The sequence below is a fragment of the Sphingobacterium litopenaei genome (assembly GCF_014692495.1).
Classification (GTDB): domain Bacteria; phylum Bacteroidota; class Bacteroidia; order Sphingobacteriales; family Sphingobacteriaceae; genus Sphingobacterium; species Sphingobacterium litopenaei.
The window spans coordinates 14,345-30,051 of record NZ_JACOIJ010000020.1 but is presented as its reverse complement, the minus strand read 5'-3'; the positions used below and the strand labels follow the sequence as shown (position 1 = coordinate 30,051).

Sequence of the window (15,707 nt, the reverse complement as noted above, 5' to 3'; positions counted from 1 at the left end):
TATTTTAAAATAAAAAAGTATCTAAAGGACTGGATGGCTCTGCATAATGACGAATCTGCGGAACACCACTTTCAAAAGCTCTTCTCCCCGCAATCACAGCCTCTTTGAATGCTAATGCCATTTCAATAGGATTATTTGCTACTGCAATAGCGGTATTCACAAGAACCGCATCAGCTCCTAATTCCATAGCCTTAGCCGCATCGGATGGTGCGCCAAGACCTGCGTCCACAATTACAGGAACATGACATTGCTCGATGATAATTTCCAAAAAATCTATAGTACGCAAACCTTTATTACTTCCAATAGGCGCAGCTAAAGGCATCACTGCTGCAGTCCCAACTTCTTCAAGCCGTTTGCACAACACAGGATCAGCATGAATATAGGGCAATACAACAAAACCACTTTTAACTAGCTTTTCTGCAGCTAATAAAGTTTCTATTGGATCAGGCATCAAATAACGTGGATCGGGATGAATTTCGAGTTTCACCCAGTTTGTTTCCATTGCCTCACGTCCCATTTCGGCTAACATCACAGCCTCTTCCGCGGTACGTGCTCCCGAAGTATTCGGCAATAAGTTCACCTTTGTTTCTTGCAAATAATGAATGATATTTTGCTGTTTTGATTGCTTAACATCTACCCTTCGCAATGCAACAGTAACTAATTCTGAACCAGAAACCGTTATAGCTTGTTGCATTTGTATTAAGTCTCCGAATTTCCCCGTTCCAAGAAAAAGTCGGGAATCAAATATTTTATCTGCTATTTTAAGTTTGTTGTTCATAATAATTCTTGGATTTTAATTACTTCCTGAGGTGTTTCCGTGATATATTTTGACAAAGCCACACCATATACTCCTGCATCTTGTAAGGATTTAATATCTTCCAATTGAATACCTCCAATAGCTATTATTGGCGGAAATGAATTCAAAGTTTTGAGATGATTTAAGATATTTTTATAACCTTCCAATCCTAAAATTGGACTCAAGTTTACCTTAGTAGCTGTAAACCTAAAAGGTCCTAAACCAATATAATCACAACCTTCCTGTATTCTTAGATAAATATCTTCTAAGGAATTAGCCGTTCCACCAAAGATTTTGCCTTCACCTAATAACCGCTTCGCATCCGATATATTCATATCCGCTAAACCCAAATGTACCCCATCCGCATTTACAGATTTCGCAATATCCACGTGATCGTTGATAATCAATTTAGCTTGATGGGACATACACCAAACTTTTACTAAACGCGCTAAATCAAAAACCTGTTCTTTTGGAGCTTCTTTCCAACGCAATTGAACCCATTTCACGCCGTGATTCAATGCCGTTGTAATATTATTTACCTGCTCTTCCCAAGTGTTCCCTTGAGAGATATATTGCAATTTGCTAATCTTATTCATTGTGATATCCTAATAATGTGTCATTACTTTTCAATAACTTCAATATGTAGTCCTTTCCTAGATTACAGGCCGTTTCCAAATCATTTCCCAATGCTAAATATGCTGTTATAGCGGTCGCCAGCACACAACCAGAGCCATGTTTGGGTGGAAGTTTTACTTGTTCATTATGTATTTCTATTTCTTCTCCAGCAGTGAACAGTACATCACCTCCTATTTTTTCGGGATTATGGCCCGCTTTTTTTAACACAGAAAGCCTATCATGCAACAGATTATATTGCCTTAATACATCGTACTCCATACTATTGGGGGTAATAAGAAACAATTTGGAAAATACATTTTGTAGCAACTCCATATTTTTAAACTCAAAAAAGTCAAAGCCAGAAGAACTACCAAACACCGTATCCCAAATAATTTTGCAACTTGAACGAATAGAAAGTAGCTCTTTCACAATTTGACCAAGCATTGCTGGATTTCGAACTACTCCAATTTTAACATAGCCAATCGGATATGTTTTCATTAGCTTACGAATGGCCCGCACTATATCATCAGTTTGAAACCAATCTAAGGTCACTAATTCCTTGTCGGTCTGTAGTGTATTGCACGTCAACACCGAAAGCCCCATAACTTTGACTTGCTCTAGAGTCTTAATATCAGCTAAAACTCCTGCTCCGCCTGAAGGATCAAAACCTCCAATACATAGTACATAAGGTCTTAACTTTTGCATAACATAAAAGCATTTAAAGGATTGTTTGACTGCCATATATACCCTAACAAAGCTACTCCATCTACACCTGTTTCGTATACATTCGATATATTTTCGGGAGCAACTCCTCCCAAACCAATCAATTTTGTATGAAAGTTTTTTCTAGATTTTAATTGATGGAATACAGCAGTATTTTGACCATAACCGACCTTAGATAAACTTGGAAAAATTGGACTCACAAAAGCATAATCCCAAATCATTTCTAATTCATTAAAATCAGCCATATTATGAACCGAAGTCGAATAAGTCATTTCCTCTTTTATTTCCATCACCTTATTTTTTCTTTTCTTTTCAGTGATATGTAAGCGTTTTAAACCATATGTCAGGGACACTTCCAATCGATCGTGCAGCACGATTTTTGTATGATAACTTTGGTCAATTTCCGATACATATTTGGCTACTGCCTCATCATCCCAATGAGGCTTTCGGATATGAAAACACTCTAACCTAGCTTCCAGCAATCTATTTGCCCACAATGTTTCTTTTGGATAATGTTGTTCTGGACTTATGACTACTATCATAAATAAATTTCCTTGCCGTTTGCTATAAACTCTTCTGACTTTTCCAACATTCCATCTTCCACAGAATCGCGAATCTCTTGCGTAATCTTCATCGAACAGAATTTGGGACCACACATCGAACAGAAATGCGCAACCTTGGCAGCATCTGCAGGTAACGTTTCATCGTGGAATTCACGCGCTGTATCTGGATCTAACGAAAGATTGAATTGATCTTCCCAACGGAATTCAAAACGCGCTTTGCTCAATGCATTGTCACGATACTGCGCTCCAGGATGGCCTTTTGCTAAATCTGCAGCATGCGCAGCCAATTTGTAGGTAATCACACCATCTTTTACATCTTTTTTATTTGGTAGCCCCAAGTGCTCTTTTGGTGTCACATAACACAACATCGCGCAACCGTACCAACCAATCATTGCCGCGCCAATTGCTGAAGTAATATGATCATAGCCTGGTGCAATATCCGTTGTCAAGGGCCCCAATGTATAAAATGGCGCTTCGTCGCATTCTTGTAATTGCTTCTCCATATTCTCTTTGATCAAATGCATGGGAACATGCCCAGGACCCTCGATCATCACTTGCACATCGTGCTTCCGTGCGATTTTGGTCAATTCACCCAAAGTCTCTAATTCTGCAAATTGTGCCGCATCATTTGCATCCGCAATAGCTCCCGGACGAAGACCATCTCCCAATGAAAAAGCGACATCGTATTGCTTCATAATTTCACAGATTTCTTCGAAATGTGTATATAGAAAATTTTCCTTATGATGAAACAAACACCATTTAGCCATAATTGAACCTCCACGTGATACAATACCCGTTACACGATTAGCTGTCAAATGAATATATCTCAAAAGCACGCCCGCATGAATCGTAAAATAAGAAACACCTTGCTCGGCCTGTTCTATCAATGTATCACGGAATATTTCCCAAGTTAAATCTTCAGCAATGCCATTCACTTTTTCTAAAGCTTGATAAATCGGTACTGTTCCGATAGGTACCGGAGAGTTACGAATAATCCATTCACGTGTCTCATGAATATTCTTACCCGTAGACAGATCCATTATGGTATCTGCACCCCAACGGCATGCCCAGACCGCCTTTTCTACTTCCTCTTCGATACTGGAAGTAACTGCGCTATTACCAATGTTGGCATTTATTTTCACCAAAAAATTACGACCTATAATCATCGGTTCACTTTCGGGATGATTTATGTTATTGGGAATAATGGCTCGACCTGCTGCAATTTCAGCACGAACAAATTCAGGTGTTATTTTTCCTTTTGGCGTGTTAGCTCCAAAACTTTCACCTGCATGTTGATGAGCAATCCCTTTGGTAGCATTCTCGAGCTGCTCAATGTGTTGATTTTCACGAATTGCCACATATTCCATTTCAGGAGTTATAATTCCCTGTTTGGCATAATATAACTGAGTTACATTTTTTCCTATTTTGGCTCTTTTAGGATTTGCTAAATATTGAAATCGCAAATGATCTAATTTCTTATCAGCTAGCCGCTCCTTACCATATTCAGAACTGAAATCTGGTAGAATATCCACATCCCCTCTATCCAAAATCCACTGTTCGCGAATTCGTGGCAAACCATTTCGTACATCTATATCCACATGGACATCGGTATAAGGTCCAGAGGTATCATAAACGGTCACTGGAGGATTCATTTCTACTACACCATTGCGCATTTTTGTGGGGCTCAATTGAATCTCACGCATGGCGACTTTAATGGGATGTATATTCCCAGAAATGAACACTTTCCTTGAATTCGGAAAGGGGGCTGTTGTAATTTGTTCTTGTCTCATAATTTTGTGTATTTATAAAGTGAATTAACCGCCCTGCGTAGCAGTCAGCAAAAGAATATTATCCTGATTTTGAATTTTGGTTTCTGACCATTGTGATTTGGGAATCACACGCTGATTTAAGGCCACAGCGACACCTTTGGTTTGTCCTTTGGTCTTGAACAACACCAATTCTTCTAATGAGCTAAGCTCTTGGTCGAAATAATAAATTTGATGATTGATTGTAAGTTCCATTCCTAAATTCTGTTTAAGTAAAACTTTAGGAATGGCTACGAAATTGCGGAATGCAAATACACGAAGACATCTTACTTTTCCCTACGCTAGTATGATCTAGATCAGGTTATGAGGGTAAAATCTCAGCCTACTTAAAGTAGACACCCCTAAAGTTGACACTAACTTAGGGATTTTAATTAACTTTTCAATAATATTTTTAATTTTTAACTTTTTAATTTCGTTAAGAAGTATGAAATGTGAATAAATACCTATTTACCAACAAATCTACTTTCATGCAAATGATTCTAAAATAATGCGTATTTTTGTATTTTAATTTGAAGAACGTTCAAAACTAACATACAATAATGATCCATTTCTTTGAGAACCCATCGAACATCTTTTATGCTGTTCAAAGTGTTAACTCTTTATCACAAGAAGACATTACAAAACTCAACTGGCTATTCGGCAACGCCAAAAAACTTGACGATCAAACCCTAAACCGTTACTATGTAGGTCCTCGTGCAGCGATGATTACTCCTTGGAGTACAAATGCTGTAGAAATCACACAGAATATGGGTATTAAAGGTTTGATTCGTATTGAAGAATTTCAACCTGTTCCAGCAGATTTCAATGATTTCGATCCTATGATTTCGCAGAAATATGCTGCCTTGACACAAGAAATGTACACCATCAATATTCAGCCAGAACCTATTTTGGAAATCGATGATATTGATGCCTATAATAAATCTGAAGGTTTAGCTTTAAACCCTGAAGAGGTAGAATACTTAAATAATTTAGCAACTAAATTAGGTCGTAAATTAACGGATTCAGAAGTATTTGCTTTCTCACAAGCAAACTCGGAACACTGTCGTCACAAAATCTTCAATGGTACTTTTATCATTGATGGTGAAGAACAACCGACTTCTTTATTCAAATTAATCAAGAAAACATCTGAAACAAATCCTAACGAGATTATTTCTGCATATAAAGATAACGTAGCCTTTATCAAAGGGCCTAAAGTAACGCAATTTGCACCTAAATCAGCTGATAAACCAGATTTCTACGAAGAGAAAGAATTTGAATCGGTATTATCCGTAAAAGCGGAAACACACAACTTCCCTACTACGGTTGAGCCATTCTCAGGCGCGGCTACAGGTTCTGGCGGTGAGATTCGTGACCGTCTGGCTGGTGGTCAAGGAGCTTTGCCTTTGGCTGGTACAGCGATTTATATGACAGCTTACTCGCGTTTGTTGCAAGACAGACCTTGGGAAAAAGCGGTACAAGAGCGTGAATGGTTATACCAGACGCCAATGGATATCTTAATCAAAGCGTCAAACGGTGCTTCTGATTTCGGTAATAAATTCGGTCAGCCTTTAATCACTGGTTCTGTATTGACTTTCGAACACGAAGAAGAAGGTCGCAAATTAGGTTACGACAAAGTAATCATGCAAGCCGGTGGTGTGGGTTATGGTAAATTAGAGCAAGCTAAAAAACATACTCCTCAAACAGGTGATAAAATCGTTATCCTAGGTGGTGAAAACTACCGTATCGGTATGGGTGGTGCAGCAGTATCATCAGCAGATACAGGTGCTTTCGGTTCGGGAATTGAGTTGAATGCGATTCAACGTTCTAACCCTGAGATGCAAAAACGTGCGGCGAATGCCATTCGTGGTTTAGTCGAATCGGACAATAACCCAATTGTTTCTATCCACGACCACGGTGCTGGTGGGCACTTAAACTGTTTGTCTGAATTGGTAGAAGAAACAGGTGGTTTAATCGATTTAGACAAATTACCAGTTGGTGACCCTACCCTTTCTGCAAAAGAAATTATCGGTAACGAATCCCAAGAACGTATGGGCTTGGTGATTGCTGAGAAAGATATCGAAACATTACAACGTGTGGCGGAACGTGAACGTGCGCCAATGTACACGGTTGGTGATGTAACGGGAGACCATAGATTTACTTTCCAATCGCAAACTACGGGTGCAAAACCAATGGATTACGATTTGGCTGATTTCTTCGGTTCTTCTCCAAAAACTTACATGAAAGATAACACTGTCGTGAGAAATTACGCAGATGTAGAATATAATGTAGCTGATGTTCCTACTTACTTAAACAACATATTACAATTAGAAGCAGTAGCTTGTAAAGATTGGTTAACAAACAAAGTTGACCGTTGTGTAGGTGGTCGTGTAGCGAAACAACAATGTGCTGGTCCTTTACAGTTACCATTGAATAATGTGGGTGTAATGGCATTAGACTTCAAAGGTAAAGAAGGTATTGCAACGACTGTTGGTCACTCGCCAGTAGCGGCTATCGTTGACCCTGCGGCTGCTTCAAGAACGGCCATTGCAGAATCTTTATCAAATCTAGTTTTCGCTCCTATCAAAAATGGTTTAGCTGGTGTTTCTTTATCAGCAAACTGGATGTGGGCTTGTAACAATGAAGGTGAAGATGCTCGCTTGTACCAAGCAGTAAAAGCTTGTTCGGATTTTGCAATCGAATTAGGTATCAATATTCCGACAGGTAAAGACTCTTTATCGATGAAACAAAAGTATCCGAATGGCGAAAATGTAATCGCTCCAGGAACTTTGATTATTTCAGCAGCAGGTAACTGTACAGATATTACGAAAGTTGTAGAGCCAGTGTTATCTAAAAATGCAGGATCTATCTATTACATCAATTTATCTAAAGATGGCTTCAAATTAGGAGGTTCTTCATTCGCTCAAATCTTGAATAAGATTGGTAAGGAAGTTCCTACTATCACGGATGCTGCATATTTCAAAAAAGCATTCAACGCTATCCAAGATTTAATCCAAGCGGGTCAAGTTGAAGCAGGTCACGATGTAGGTTCTGGTGGTCTAATCACTACCCTATTGGAGATCACTTTTGCGGATGTAAATTTAGCAGCTAACTATGATTTATCGGGCTTAGGTGAAGCAGATTCGGTAAAAGCTTTATTCAACGAGAATATTGCGGTGGTATTACAAGCTAAAGATGACGCAGCTTTCGAAGCAACATTAGCAGCAGCTGGTATCGAAGCCGTGAAAATCGGTCACGCGATTGAAGGTACTGAAGTAACTTTCAAAAACAATGCTGATACCTTCACATTCAACGTAATAGAGACTCGCGATACTTGGTACAAAACTTCGTATTTGTTAGACCAAAAACAATCGAAAAACGGTACAGCTGATGCACGTTACAACAATTATAAAAATCAACCACTAACATTCAATTTCCCTGCACAATTTGATGGTAAGAAACCTGCTTACAATGGTGCCCGCCCTAAGGCAGCTATCATTCGTGAGAAAGGTTCTAACTCAGAGCGTGAAATGGCGAATGCGATGTACTTAGCAGGATTTGATGTGAAAGATGTACACATGACGGATTTAATTTCTGGTCGTGAGACATTGGAAGACATCCAATTCGTAGGTGCTGTCGGTGGTTTCTCTAACTCAGACGTATTAGGTTCGGCTAAAGGTTGGGCTGGAGCGTTCAAATACAACGAAAAAGCAAAAATCGCTTTAGAAAAATTCTTTGCTCGTCCAGATACCATGTCAGTAGGTATCTGTAACGGTTGTCAATTGTGGATGGAATTGGATTTAATCAATCCTGACCACGAAGTGCATGGTAAAATGCACCACAATTCTTCTGGTAAACACGAATCTAACTTCGTATCGGTAAAAGTACAAGACAACAAGTCTATTATGTTGAGTACTTTAGCAGGTTCTACTTTAGGCGTTTGGATTTCACACGGTGAAGGTAAATTCAAATTACCTTACAGCGAAGACCGTTACAACATTGTAGCGAAATACGCTTACGAGCATTATCCGCACAATCCAAACGGTTCGGACTTCAACACAGCGATGATGTGTGATGCTACAGGTCGTCACTTGGTAACAATGCCGCACATCGAGCGTTCTATCTTCCAATGGAACTGGGCGAACTACCCATCAGGACGTCAAGACGAAGTATCACCTTGGTTAGAAGCATTTGTCAATGCTCGCAACTGGTGTTTAGAAAACAAGAAATAAGTTGGACAAATCGTAATATTTGGAATCCTCCTGCGCTAAGAAGTGTAGGAGGATTTTTTATTTTTTATTATTTCATTCTCTATTTCTAAAAATTCACAACACAACTTATATAATTGATAAGAATGATCAATTAATGCTTGGTAAGACATTTTAAAAACGTCCTTGTTAAACATAATCATGTTAAAATTCGTTTCTCCCTTATATTCATTTTGCAAAAGTTGCTTTACATAAATCAATGATTTAGAAGGGATTATTGAGCATTCACTGGTATGCACAAGATGATGTCTAAATGAAGAAAAAAATGATATAAAATCACTATTTAACTTCTTTACTTTACTCCTTTGTGGATGCTGGTCAGATACGATGTCCATTAACATATTCAAATATTTCTCTTTAGAAGAATCTAAATAACATCTAAATTCCTCATAATTAAAATTTGAAGAAATTTTTGACCTGAATTCTTTACCACCTTTTAAAAACTTTTGAAGTAAGAAGAAATCTCCACTATATTTTTGAAATAAACAATAAGAAAAAATATCTTTCCAATAACGCTCAAATGCTTCAAAATTGCGACAATAATAAAACCCAAAAATATCCGATAAATATTTAGGTTTATTATTTAAAAGATCAGTTTTGTCAGTAGTTTTTAATTTAAGTGGAATTAAATTATTATCTGGACTAAATGGATCATTAGCTAAATATAGAGTTCCTGAGAAGAATCTTGATTCTTCAGGTTTATATTTTTCTATATCACGAGATAATGAATTAGTTAATATGTTACATATATGATTATTTTCACTAACGCTATTAATAAATTTATCAAAATAGTATGTAATCATAATTTATTTACTATAAATGGGAGAATCTTGTTAAGATAAACTAATCACGTCTCATTATCAATTAATTTACTTATAATTTGTACTCTTTTCAAATATAGCTATCTTTAAAATTCAACACATAAATCAATAAAAATTATGGTATTAGAAGTTGTAAAACTAACAGTTAAAGAAGGACAACAAGAGAACTTTGAACGTGATTACAAAATCGCGGCGCAATATATCTCTGCGAGCAAAGGCTATATCAGACATTCCATACACAAAAGTCTAGAAAAAAGTAATGAATACATTCAATTCGTAGAGTGGGAAAATTTAGAAGACCATACGGTAACTTTTTTCGAATCTGAATTATTCCAAGAGTGGGCAAAATTGTTGCATGATTACTACGACCCAATGCCTACAGTAGAGCATTACGATACAGCAAATATTCTGGGTTAAGAAACAATACCACAGATAAATCACCGTTATTCTGTAAAAAATTAATTTGTTATCTTTGTACAGGTCTTCCTATTGTGCGAGACAAATAAAATTTTTAATGTAAAATACGTTATAAATCAACCTACTCATTGATTATAACATTATCCAAAAGAAGATGTATACAAAAGAAAAAGCTGTAGTAAATAGTTTTATTGTAGACCATACAATATTAAAACAAGGTATATATGCCAAGGCTTCAAAAACAAATGAATCAGCGGTAAACGCCTATACAACATACGATATTCGTATGATTCGTCCGAATTCTCCAGAAAGAATGCTTTCTCCAGAAGTAATGCACACGTTGGAGCACTGTTTTGCGACAGAAATTCGTACGATTTTAGGCAACGAGGTTATTTATGTAGGTCCTATGGGATGTTGCACAGGCTTTTATGTGGTATTAGCAGGTACAAGCAGAACTCCTCAAGACATTCAAGCATTGATGAAACAAGTATTGGAAATTATTTTGGAAGAAGGTTATGAAGTGCCATTCCAAAATCCAATCAGCTGCGGAAACTATACTTTTATGGACTTCGAAAACACATTAAAAGCTTGTCAGAACTATTTAGATTTAATTAATGCGGGCAAATTAGAGTTCGAATACCCTTACATCCAAGAAGCGTAAATGACACTTAATAAGAATATTAAAACTGTCATTTTAGTTGCGAATAAAAATGAACTTGCTTTTGAAACAGCAGATGATTCCATAGCGGTTTATGAAATTGGTGTAGGAAAAGTGAATGCCGTCATTGCTTTATCCAAATTGTATCAGCAAATCCAAGCATTGGAAATTAAGCCAATCTTGCTCAATGTCGGTACAGTTGGTTCTATCAAATATCCAATTGAGCACGTATTGTATCCAACCTATTTTGCGCAAGGAGATGCTTATACGGAAGGATTTTTCTTAGAAAACACGAAGTTCTTGGTTGGGAATGGAAAAATTGAATCGGTAGAATTAGATGATTTTGACTACAACAAAGCCTTACTAACGTCCGACCGCTTTATTAATACAACCACAGCGTTTTACCAAGATATAAAAGATTTAAATGCAGAAGCTTTCGATATGGAAGCTTATGCTTTGGCAGATTTTTGTTACCAACATCAGTTGCAGCTTTACATGATTAAAATTGTATCTGACAATTGTGATGGTACAGTCAAAGATTGGGAAAATATTTTGGGTCGGATTTCTGGAAAATTAGGCAATATCGTCTCCAATTATCTAAAAGAATTACAAGCATAAAAAATGGCATCTATATTAAGATGCCATTTTTTATGCCTCACTAATGACAATTATTCAACTCCTCTCCTTCTAAATTTTAATTATTAAAATTTTCATAAAATTCTTTGAATTAAGATTGTATTATTTACTTTGTATTTCAAAGTACTTTTATTTAACTATAAACAACAATTATTATGACTATGATTTTAAACAAAAGACGAGCTATTATCCTTTCGGTGATTGGATTTATATTATTACTACCTGTTATAGGCATGCAATTTTCTACTGGAGTAGATTGGAATGCTTTAGACTTTATTATTGCAACATTTCTGTTATTATTAATTGGTTTTGGAGTTGACTTCGCTATCAGCAAGTCAAAAACTACCTTTCAAAAAATTATATTCTTAGCAATAGTATTAGGTATAGGATTTCTGATATGGGCAGAATTGGCAGTTGGTATTTTCGGAAGTCCTTTTGCTGGAAGCTAAATTACTATTACATTAAAAACGCCTATTAATTTAAAACAAAATTAATAGGCGTTATACGCTTTAGAGCAATATTCTTGTTGTATTACCCTTTATATCTTACTCCATCCACTCCCATACGCTATGGTAATTATTCAACTCCATGACATAATCCAACATACCTTTATAAAATGAATGTTGAACTACTGTCCCACTATCCCCTATGACGATTAGTTTTTTCTTCGCACGCGTCATAGCCACATTCATACGACGAATATCCGATAAGAATCCAATTTTTTGAAGAGAATTACTACGAGTTAAACTGATGTAAATAATATCTTTCTCTTGTCCTTGGAAACTGTCAATAGTATGAATTTGTAGAAACGGAAGAAAGGGATTAAAAAAATCGTCAGCGTAAATCATCTCTTTCAAAATATGGGATTGTTGGCGATAAGGAGCTATAATTCCAATTCTAGGAAAATTATCCTCTGCATATTCTTTAGAAAGATTATTAAGATTTTCTTTTAAATGTTTTATTAAAAATAAGGCTTCTTCTTTATTTGAAATAGCATTTTCTTCAATAAGCTCTTCAAATCCAGCTCCAGCAGTATCTATAAATATAAAAGGCTTACTATCATTAATCAACTCCCAATGTGCCACTTTGGAATCCGCTATTAATTTCCCTTCATATAATACCTGTGAAGGATAAAGCATTATTTGACTGTTCATTCTGTACTGCACATTCAATAAAGAGACCGCAATAGGAAAACGTTTAATCAATTTTTCGAATAGAGTAAGATAGAGGCCTTCATTTGGCTTTGTTGATGATTTTACTGTGGGAGGAAGTTGACAATGATCACCTGCCATAATAAGCCTATCCGCTTTTAAAATGGGAATCCAACAGGCGGCTTCCAATGATTGTCCTGCTTCATCTATGATTACTGTTTCGTAATTTCTTTGTTTAATATTTGGATGATTCGATCCTACTAATGTAGCGGTAATTACTTCTACATTGTTCAATACATCCTCTACTATATAATCCTGAATCTTATCAATCTCTCTACGAATCTTACGTGCCTCATCAAAAAGTGCTTTACGTTGATCACGCTCCGCTTTACCAAAATTACGCTTATATTTGTGTGCCATGTCGAGATAAGCACTGACTTGCTTTTCTAAATTCTTACGTTCCTTGTTGGCGTAATGGCTATCTATTTTAGCATCTAAAGTAAGAGTTTGTAAATGATCTGAAACACGTACAGGATTTCCCATACGAATTACGTTAATTCCTTTTTCATGCAGTCTTTCTGTCAACAAATCCACGGCAGTATTACTGGGTGCTACCACTAGAATTTGTTTTTTCCGTGCTTTTAATAATGCTTGAATACCCGCTATCAATGTGGTAGTTTTCCCTGTTCCCGGCGGACCATGCATGAGCACTAAAGGTTTGTTACTCAACATTTCACCCACTGCATCATTCTGACTTTTATTCAAAAGATCATTGTGATATATATTTTCTTCAGTAGAATCGTAAGGATAATCTTTCTCTCCTAATAATTGCTGAACAAGATTAACTTCCTTAGGATCTGCAAGTCTTTGTTTTGCTTCTTTTAAAGCATCAAACATTTCTTTATAGGAATGTTCATCAAACAGTAAATCAACTCCCAACTTACCTCGTCTAGTCCAATCTGGTAATTCGTCCACACGCACAGAAATACGCATAGTTTCTCTACTTACAAAAGCAATTATCCCTTCGAGACGATCGGTTTCAGGATCATGATTGGAAAAAAGAGCAACGGGCATTCCAAAACGAAATTGGTGTCCTTCCTCCAAAAAGTTAGTTTTTTGTATGGTAATCGTGAGGTAATCCCCTCGTCCTATTTCGCTTCCTGAGATGGATATTGGAAACCAACTTACTCCTTGAGTTCTGCGCTCTTGCAAGGAGCTACGCAACAGTAAATTTTCATGTTGAATAAAATCTATTTGCTTTTCATCTTCCAACAAGGCTATCTGCTCATCAAAGTAATTCATAGCACAAAGAAAAGGAGTTTTTTAGCAATAAAAGATTTTACTTGCATTTATCGGAAGATCCATTCCCTAAGCAGTGGACAATAGTGAACTAAGTCAATCTTAGATTGTTCTTCGATAACACTAAAACTTATAACCATGGAAAAGAACAATTCTGATATCAGCAAAAACAATTCGAAGAAAGATCCTTATAAAAATGAGGACTTCAAAAAGAATACAGAGGAAAATACTAAAGTAGAGAGCAACACGGCAAAACGTCCGGAAAACGATCAAAGTACTTTGCCTCCTAACCCAAATAAAGTAGATAATCACGATTAACATATTAGTTAGAATAAGCTATTTCCCTATCTTTGCATGTACATGCAAACACCTCCTATTGTGATTATTGGTGCTGGTCCAGCGGGATTGATGGCTGCACAGCGATTGGCTGAAGCTGGAAAAACCGTACATATTTATGAACAGAATAAAGCCGCGGCACGAAAGTTCTTAGTAGCGGGACATGGAGGTTTTAACCTAACACACAGTGAACCTATTAAGGAGTTTATCTTAAAATACGATAAAAAGGAAATTCAGGGTATAGTAGAATCATTTGATAACCAAAAAACTATAGATTGGTTAAAAAGTATAGGCATAGATACTTATGTAGGAAGTTCTGGAAAAATATTTCCCATGAAATCTATCAAGCCTATCCAAGTATTACAAGCCTGGTTGGATAAGTTGAAAAGCTTAGGTGTTCAAATTCATTATGACCATAAATTTGTAGACTTCTCTGATAATAAAGCGATAATACAGCATGGTAATGAAATTGTAGAAATAGAATTTTCACGACTTATCCTTGCTTTAGGTGGAGGCTCCTGGCAAAAAACAGGTTCTGATGCCAAATGGGTATCGCTTCTAACAGCAAAAGGAATTAAAATAAATCCAATGGCTCCTTCTAATTCTGGATATAATACGACAGAAGATTTCAAGGACTTGGAAGGACAGGTTTTAAAAAATATCGAAGTCAAATTTGGTGATATTCGTAAAAAAGGAGAAGTCGTATTTACACAATACGGTATAGAAGGCAGTCCCATTTATTATTTGAATAGATTTACACGTCCTCACTCCTTTCCCCTAACCATTTACATCGATCTAAAGCCCAATTTTTCGGAAGAAGATATTTTGGCATTTTTAAAATCTTCCAATAAAACATCAGAAATTCTTAAGCTGAAGCTAAAACTCAACAAAACAGCATTATCCTTACTCAAAAAATTGAATAAAGTGACTTATACCAATCCAAGATTATTAGCAAATGCTATTAAATCTTTTCCGATACAAGTAGAAAGTTTTAGACCTATTGATGAAGTGATCTCTACTGCTGGTGGAATTTGTTTTGAGGAAATCAAACAAACATTGGCTCTTAAAAAAGCGCCTAACATATACTGCATTGGAGAAATGCTGGATTGGGAAGCCCCAACTGGAGGTTATCTATTACAAGCTTGCTTTAGCATGGGACATTATTGTGCAGCGCAAATTCTTAATTCAAAGTCTTAAATCCCTATGTATCCTTATCACAATAAAATAAAACAACGTATTTCCAACGGAGAATTGGTTAAATATGAATACGTAGACAAGTATAAACAAATTCAACCCGCCTTGCTCCTGTATTTTCGAACTGAACCTTTCGTACGCCCTATTCGCGAACATCGATTCGAAGAATACGAAAAGCTATTTCAAGAATTAGGCTTGAAGTAATAAAAAGTTTTCTTGCACAAAATCTGTCGTTATTAGCTCAGCAAATAAACAGTCAAATTGATCTTCAAAAAGAAGTACTAACTCCTTTTGCATTTCTTGCCGTATAGGGAAGCAAGCTTCTAATGACAATATAAATCCCAAAAAATATAATCTTAGCAATTTCATAATTGATGTTTTTCATCTATAAGACGAGAAAACATCAATTATGGTTGCATGTATATCAA

At 36.4% G+C, this 15,707-nt stretch carries 17 protein-coding genes and 1 riboswitch; of the genes, 8 read left to right on the top strand and 9 right to left on the bottom strand.

Annotation, left to right across the window (positions count from 1 at the left end):
- Positions 1-4 precede the first annotated feature (4 nt).
- Genes H8B04_RS11045 through thiS form a run of 6 tightly spaced genes read right to left on the bottom strand, consistent with a single transcriptional unit; the run spans position 5 to position 4,718 of the window.
- A complete protein-coding gene (locus tag H8B04_RS11045; protein ID WP_190302381.1) occupies positions 5-778 on the bottom strand; it encodes a thiazole synthase in 774 nt (257 codons plus the stop codon).
- Entirely contained in the window at positions 775-1,392 is a 618-nt protein-coding gene (locus H8B04_RS11040; RefSeq protein WP_190302380.1) for a thiamine phosphate synthase, read from the bottom strand. The genes H8B04_RS11045 and H8B04_RS11040 overlap by 4 nt, the downstream gene beginning before the upstream one ends.
- The gene (locus H8B04_RS11035; RefSeq protein WP_190302379.1) at positions 1,385-2,116 is read right to left on the bottom strand and encodes a bifunctional hydroxymethylpyrimidine kinase/phosphomethylpyrimidine kinase; all 732 of its coding nucleotides are present in this window, start codon (positions 2,114-2,116) and stop codon (positions 1,385-1,387) included. Before H8B04_RS11035 ends, H8B04_RS11040 begins: the two co-directional genes overlap by 8 nt.
- Positions 2,104-2,676 (bottom strand): thiamine phosphate synthase, encoded by a 573-nt coding sequence (locus tag H8B04_RS11030; protein ID WP_190302378.1) that lies wholly within the window; start codon positions 2,674-2,676, stop codon positions 2,104-2,106. The genes H8B04_RS11035 and H8B04_RS11030 overlap by 13 nt, the downstream gene beginning before the upstream one ends.
- Positions 2,673-4,487 (bottom strand): phosphomethylpyrimidine synthase ThiC, encoded by a 1,815-nt coding sequence (gene thiC, locus H8B04_RS11025; protein ID WP_190302377.1) that lies wholly within the window; start codon positions 4,485-4,487, stop codon positions 2,673-2,675. The genes H8B04_RS11030 and thiC overlap by 4 nt, the downstream gene beginning before the upstream one ends.
- 24 nt (positions 4,488-4,511) lie before the next feature.
- The gene (thiS, locus tag H8B04_RS11020; protein WP_190302376.1) at positions 4,512-4,718 is read right to left on the bottom strand and encodes a sulfur carrier protein ThiS; all 207 of its coding nucleotides are present in this window, start codon (positions 4,716-4,718) and stop codon (positions 4,512-4,514) included.
- A 61-nt stretch (positions 4,719-4,779) separates the two neighbouring features.
- A riboswitch (TPP riboswitch) is annotated at positions 4,780-4,876 on the bottom strand.
- Between the two features lie 186 nt (positions 4,877-5,062).
- Here thiS and purL point away from each other — a divergent pair.
- Complete coding sequence (gene purL / locus H8B04_RS11015; RefSeq protein WP_190302375.1) at positions 5,063-8,731, top strand: phosphoribosylformylglycinamidine synthase; 3,669 nt, start codon at positions 5,063-5,065, stop codon at positions 8,729-8,731.
- 35 nt (positions 8,732-8,766) lie between these two features.
- On the opposite strand, the gene H8B04_RS11010 is transcribed toward purL, so the two are convergent.
- The gene (locus H8B04_RS11010) at positions 8,767-9,570 is read right to left on the bottom strand and encodes a hypothetical protein (protein WP_190302374.1); all 804 of its coding nucleotides are present in this window, start codon (positions 9,568-9,570) and stop codon (positions 8,767-8,769) included.
- Positions 9,571-9,705: 135 nt separating this feature from the next.
- Between H8B04_RS11010 and H8B04_RS11005 the strand changes: the two genes are divergently transcribed.
- From H8B04_RS11005 to H8B04_RS10990, 4 genes are all read left to right on the top strand, one after another.
- Entirely contained in the window at positions 9,706-10,005 is a 300-nt protein-coding gene (locus H8B04_RS11005) for an antibiotic biosynthesis monooxygenase family protein (protein WP_190302373.1), read from the top strand.
- A gap of 154 nt (positions 10,006-10,159) precedes the next feature.
- Positions 10,160-10,666: an S-ribosylhomocysteine lyase gene (locus H8B04_RS11000; RefSeq protein ID WP_190302372.1), complete on the top strand. Its 507-nt coding sequence runs from the start codon at positions 10,160-10,162 to the stop codon at positions 10,664-10,666.
- Positions 10,667-11,281: a 5'-methylthioadenosine/S-adenosylhomocysteine nucleosidase family protein gene (locus H8B04_RS10995; protein ID WP_190302371.1), complete on the top strand. Its 615-nt coding sequence runs from the start codon at positions 10,667-10,669 to the stop codon at positions 11,279-11,281. It abuts the gene before it with no gap.
- A 173-nt stretch (positions 11,282-11,454) separates the two neighbouring features.
- Positions 11,455-11,748: a hypothetical protein gene (locus H8B04_RS10990; protein WP_223815381.1), complete on the top strand. Its 294-nt coding sequence runs from the start codon at positions 11,455-11,457 to the stop codon at positions 11,746-11,748.
- Positions 11,749-11,844: 96 nt separating this feature from the next.
- Here the strand turns inward: H8B04_RS10990 and H8B04_RS10985 are convergent, their stop codons facing one another.
- Positions 11,845-13,752, bottom strand: a complete 1,908-nt coding sequence (locus H8B04_RS10985) for an AAA domain-containing protein (RefSeq protein WP_190302369.1) — start codon at positions 13,750-13,752, stop codon at positions 11,845-11,847.
- A gap of 135 nt (positions 13,753-13,887) precedes the next feature.
- On the opposite strand from H8B04_RS10985, the gene H8B04_RS10980 reads away from it, so the two are divergent.
- Genes H8B04_RS10980 through H8B04_RS10970 form a run of 3 tightly spaced genes read left to right on the top strand, consistent with a single transcriptional unit; the run spans position 13,888 to position 15,483 of the window.
- Positions 13,888-14,067 (top strand): hypothetical protein, encoded by a 180-nt coding sequence (locus tag H8B04_RS10980; protein WP_190302368.1) that lies wholly within the window; start codon positions 13,888-13,890, stop codon positions 14,065-14,067.
- A 36-nt stretch (positions 14,068-14,103) separates the two neighbouring features.
- Entirely contained in the window at positions 14,104-15,282 is a 1,179-nt protein-coding gene (locus H8B04_RS10975; RefSeq protein WP_190302367.1) for a BaiN/RdsA family NAD(P)/FAD-dependent oxidoreductase, read from the top strand.
- A 6-nt stretch (positions 15,283-15,288) separates the two neighbouring features.
- Complete coding sequence (locus H8B04_RS10970; RefSeq protein ID WP_190302366.1) at positions 15,289-15,483, top strand: hypothetical protein; 195 nt, start codon at positions 15,289-15,291, stop codon at positions 15,481-15,483.
- Here the strand turns inward: H8B04_RS10970 and H8B04_RS17110 are convergent.
- Positions 15,469-15,648: a hypothetical protein gene (locus tag H8B04_RS17110; protein ID WP_223815380.1), complete on the bottom strand. Its 180-nt coding sequence runs from the start codon at positions 15,646-15,648 to the stop codon at positions 15,469-15,471. The genes H8B04_RS10970 and H8B04_RS17110 overlap by 15 nt on opposite strands.
- Positions 15,649-15,707 lie beyond the last annotated feature (59 nt).

What these genes read in the sequence shown, in the direction of transcription:
- H8B04_RS11005 (WP_190302373.1), top strand. Translation starts at nt 9,706, where the DNA reads ATGGTATTAGAAGTTGTAAAACTAACAGTTAAAGAAGGACAACAAGAG.
- H8B04_RS11030 (WP_190302378.1), bottom strand. Translation starts at nt 2,676, where the DNA reads ATGATAGTAGTCATAAGTCCAGAACAACATTATCCAAAAGAAACATTG.
- H8B04_RS11000 (WP_190302372.1), top strand. Translation starts at nt 10,160, where the DNA reads ATGTATACAAAAGAAAAAGCTGTAGTAAATAGTTTTATTGTAGACCAT.
- H8B04_RS11035 (WP_190302379.1), bottom strand. Translation starts at nt 2,116, where the DNA reads ATGCAAAAGTTAAGACCTTATGTACTATGTATTGGAGGTTTTGATCCT.
- purL (WP_190302375.1), top strand. Translation starts at nt 5,063, where the DNA reads ATGATCCATTTCTTTGAGAACCCATCGAACATCTTTTATGCTGTTCAA.
- H8B04_RS10990 (WP_223815381.1), top strand. Translation starts at nt 11,455, where the DNA reads ATGACTATGATTTTAAACAAAAGACGAGCTATTATCCTTTCGGTGATT.
- thiC (WP_190302377.1), bottom strand. Translation starts at nt 4,487, where the DNA reads ATGAGACAAGAACAAATTACAACAGCCCCCTTTCCGAATTCAAGGAAA.
- thiS (WP_190302376.1), bottom strand. Translation starts at nt 4,718, where the DNA reads ATGGAACTTACAATCAATCATCAAATTTATTATTTCGACCAAGAGCTT.
- H8B04_RS10970 (WP_190302366.1), top strand. Translation starts at nt 15,289, where the DNA reads ATGTATCCTTATCACAATAAAATAAAACAACGTATTTCCAACGGAGAA.
- H8B04_RS10975 (WP_190302367.1), top strand. Translation starts at nt 14,104, where the DNA reads ATGTACATGCAAACACCTCCTATTGTGATTATTGGTGCTGGTCCAGCG.
- H8B04_RS10985 (WP_190302369.1), bottom strand. Translation starts at nt 13,752, where the DNA reads ATGAATTACTTTGATGAGCAGATAGCCTTGTTGGAAGATGAAAAGCAA.
- H8B04_RS17110 (WP_223815380.1), bottom strand. Translation starts at nt 15,648, where the DNA reads ATGAAATTGCTAAGATTATATTTTTTGGGATTTATATTGTCATTAGAA.
- H8B04_RS10995 (WP_190302371.1), top strand. Translation starts at nt 10,667, where the DNA reads ATGACACTTAATAAGAATATTAAAACTGTCATTTTAGTTGCGAATAAA.
- H8B04_RS11010 (WP_190302374.1), bottom strand. Translation starts at nt 9,570, where the DNA reads ATGATTACATACTATTTTGATAAATTTATTAATAGCGTTAGTGAAAAT.
- H8B04_RS11045 (WP_190302381.1), bottom strand. Translation starts at nt 778, where the DNA reads ATGAACAACAAACTTAAAATAGCAGATAAAATATTTGATTCCCGACTT.
- H8B04_RS11040 (WP_190302380.1), bottom strand. Translation starts at nt 1,392, where the DNA reads ATGAATAAGATTAGCAAATTGCAATATATCTCTCAAGGGAACACTTGG.
- H8B04_RS10980 (WP_190302368.1), top strand. Translation starts at nt 13,888, where the DNA reads ATGGAAAAGAACAATTCTGATATCAGCAAAAACAATTCGAAGAAAGAT.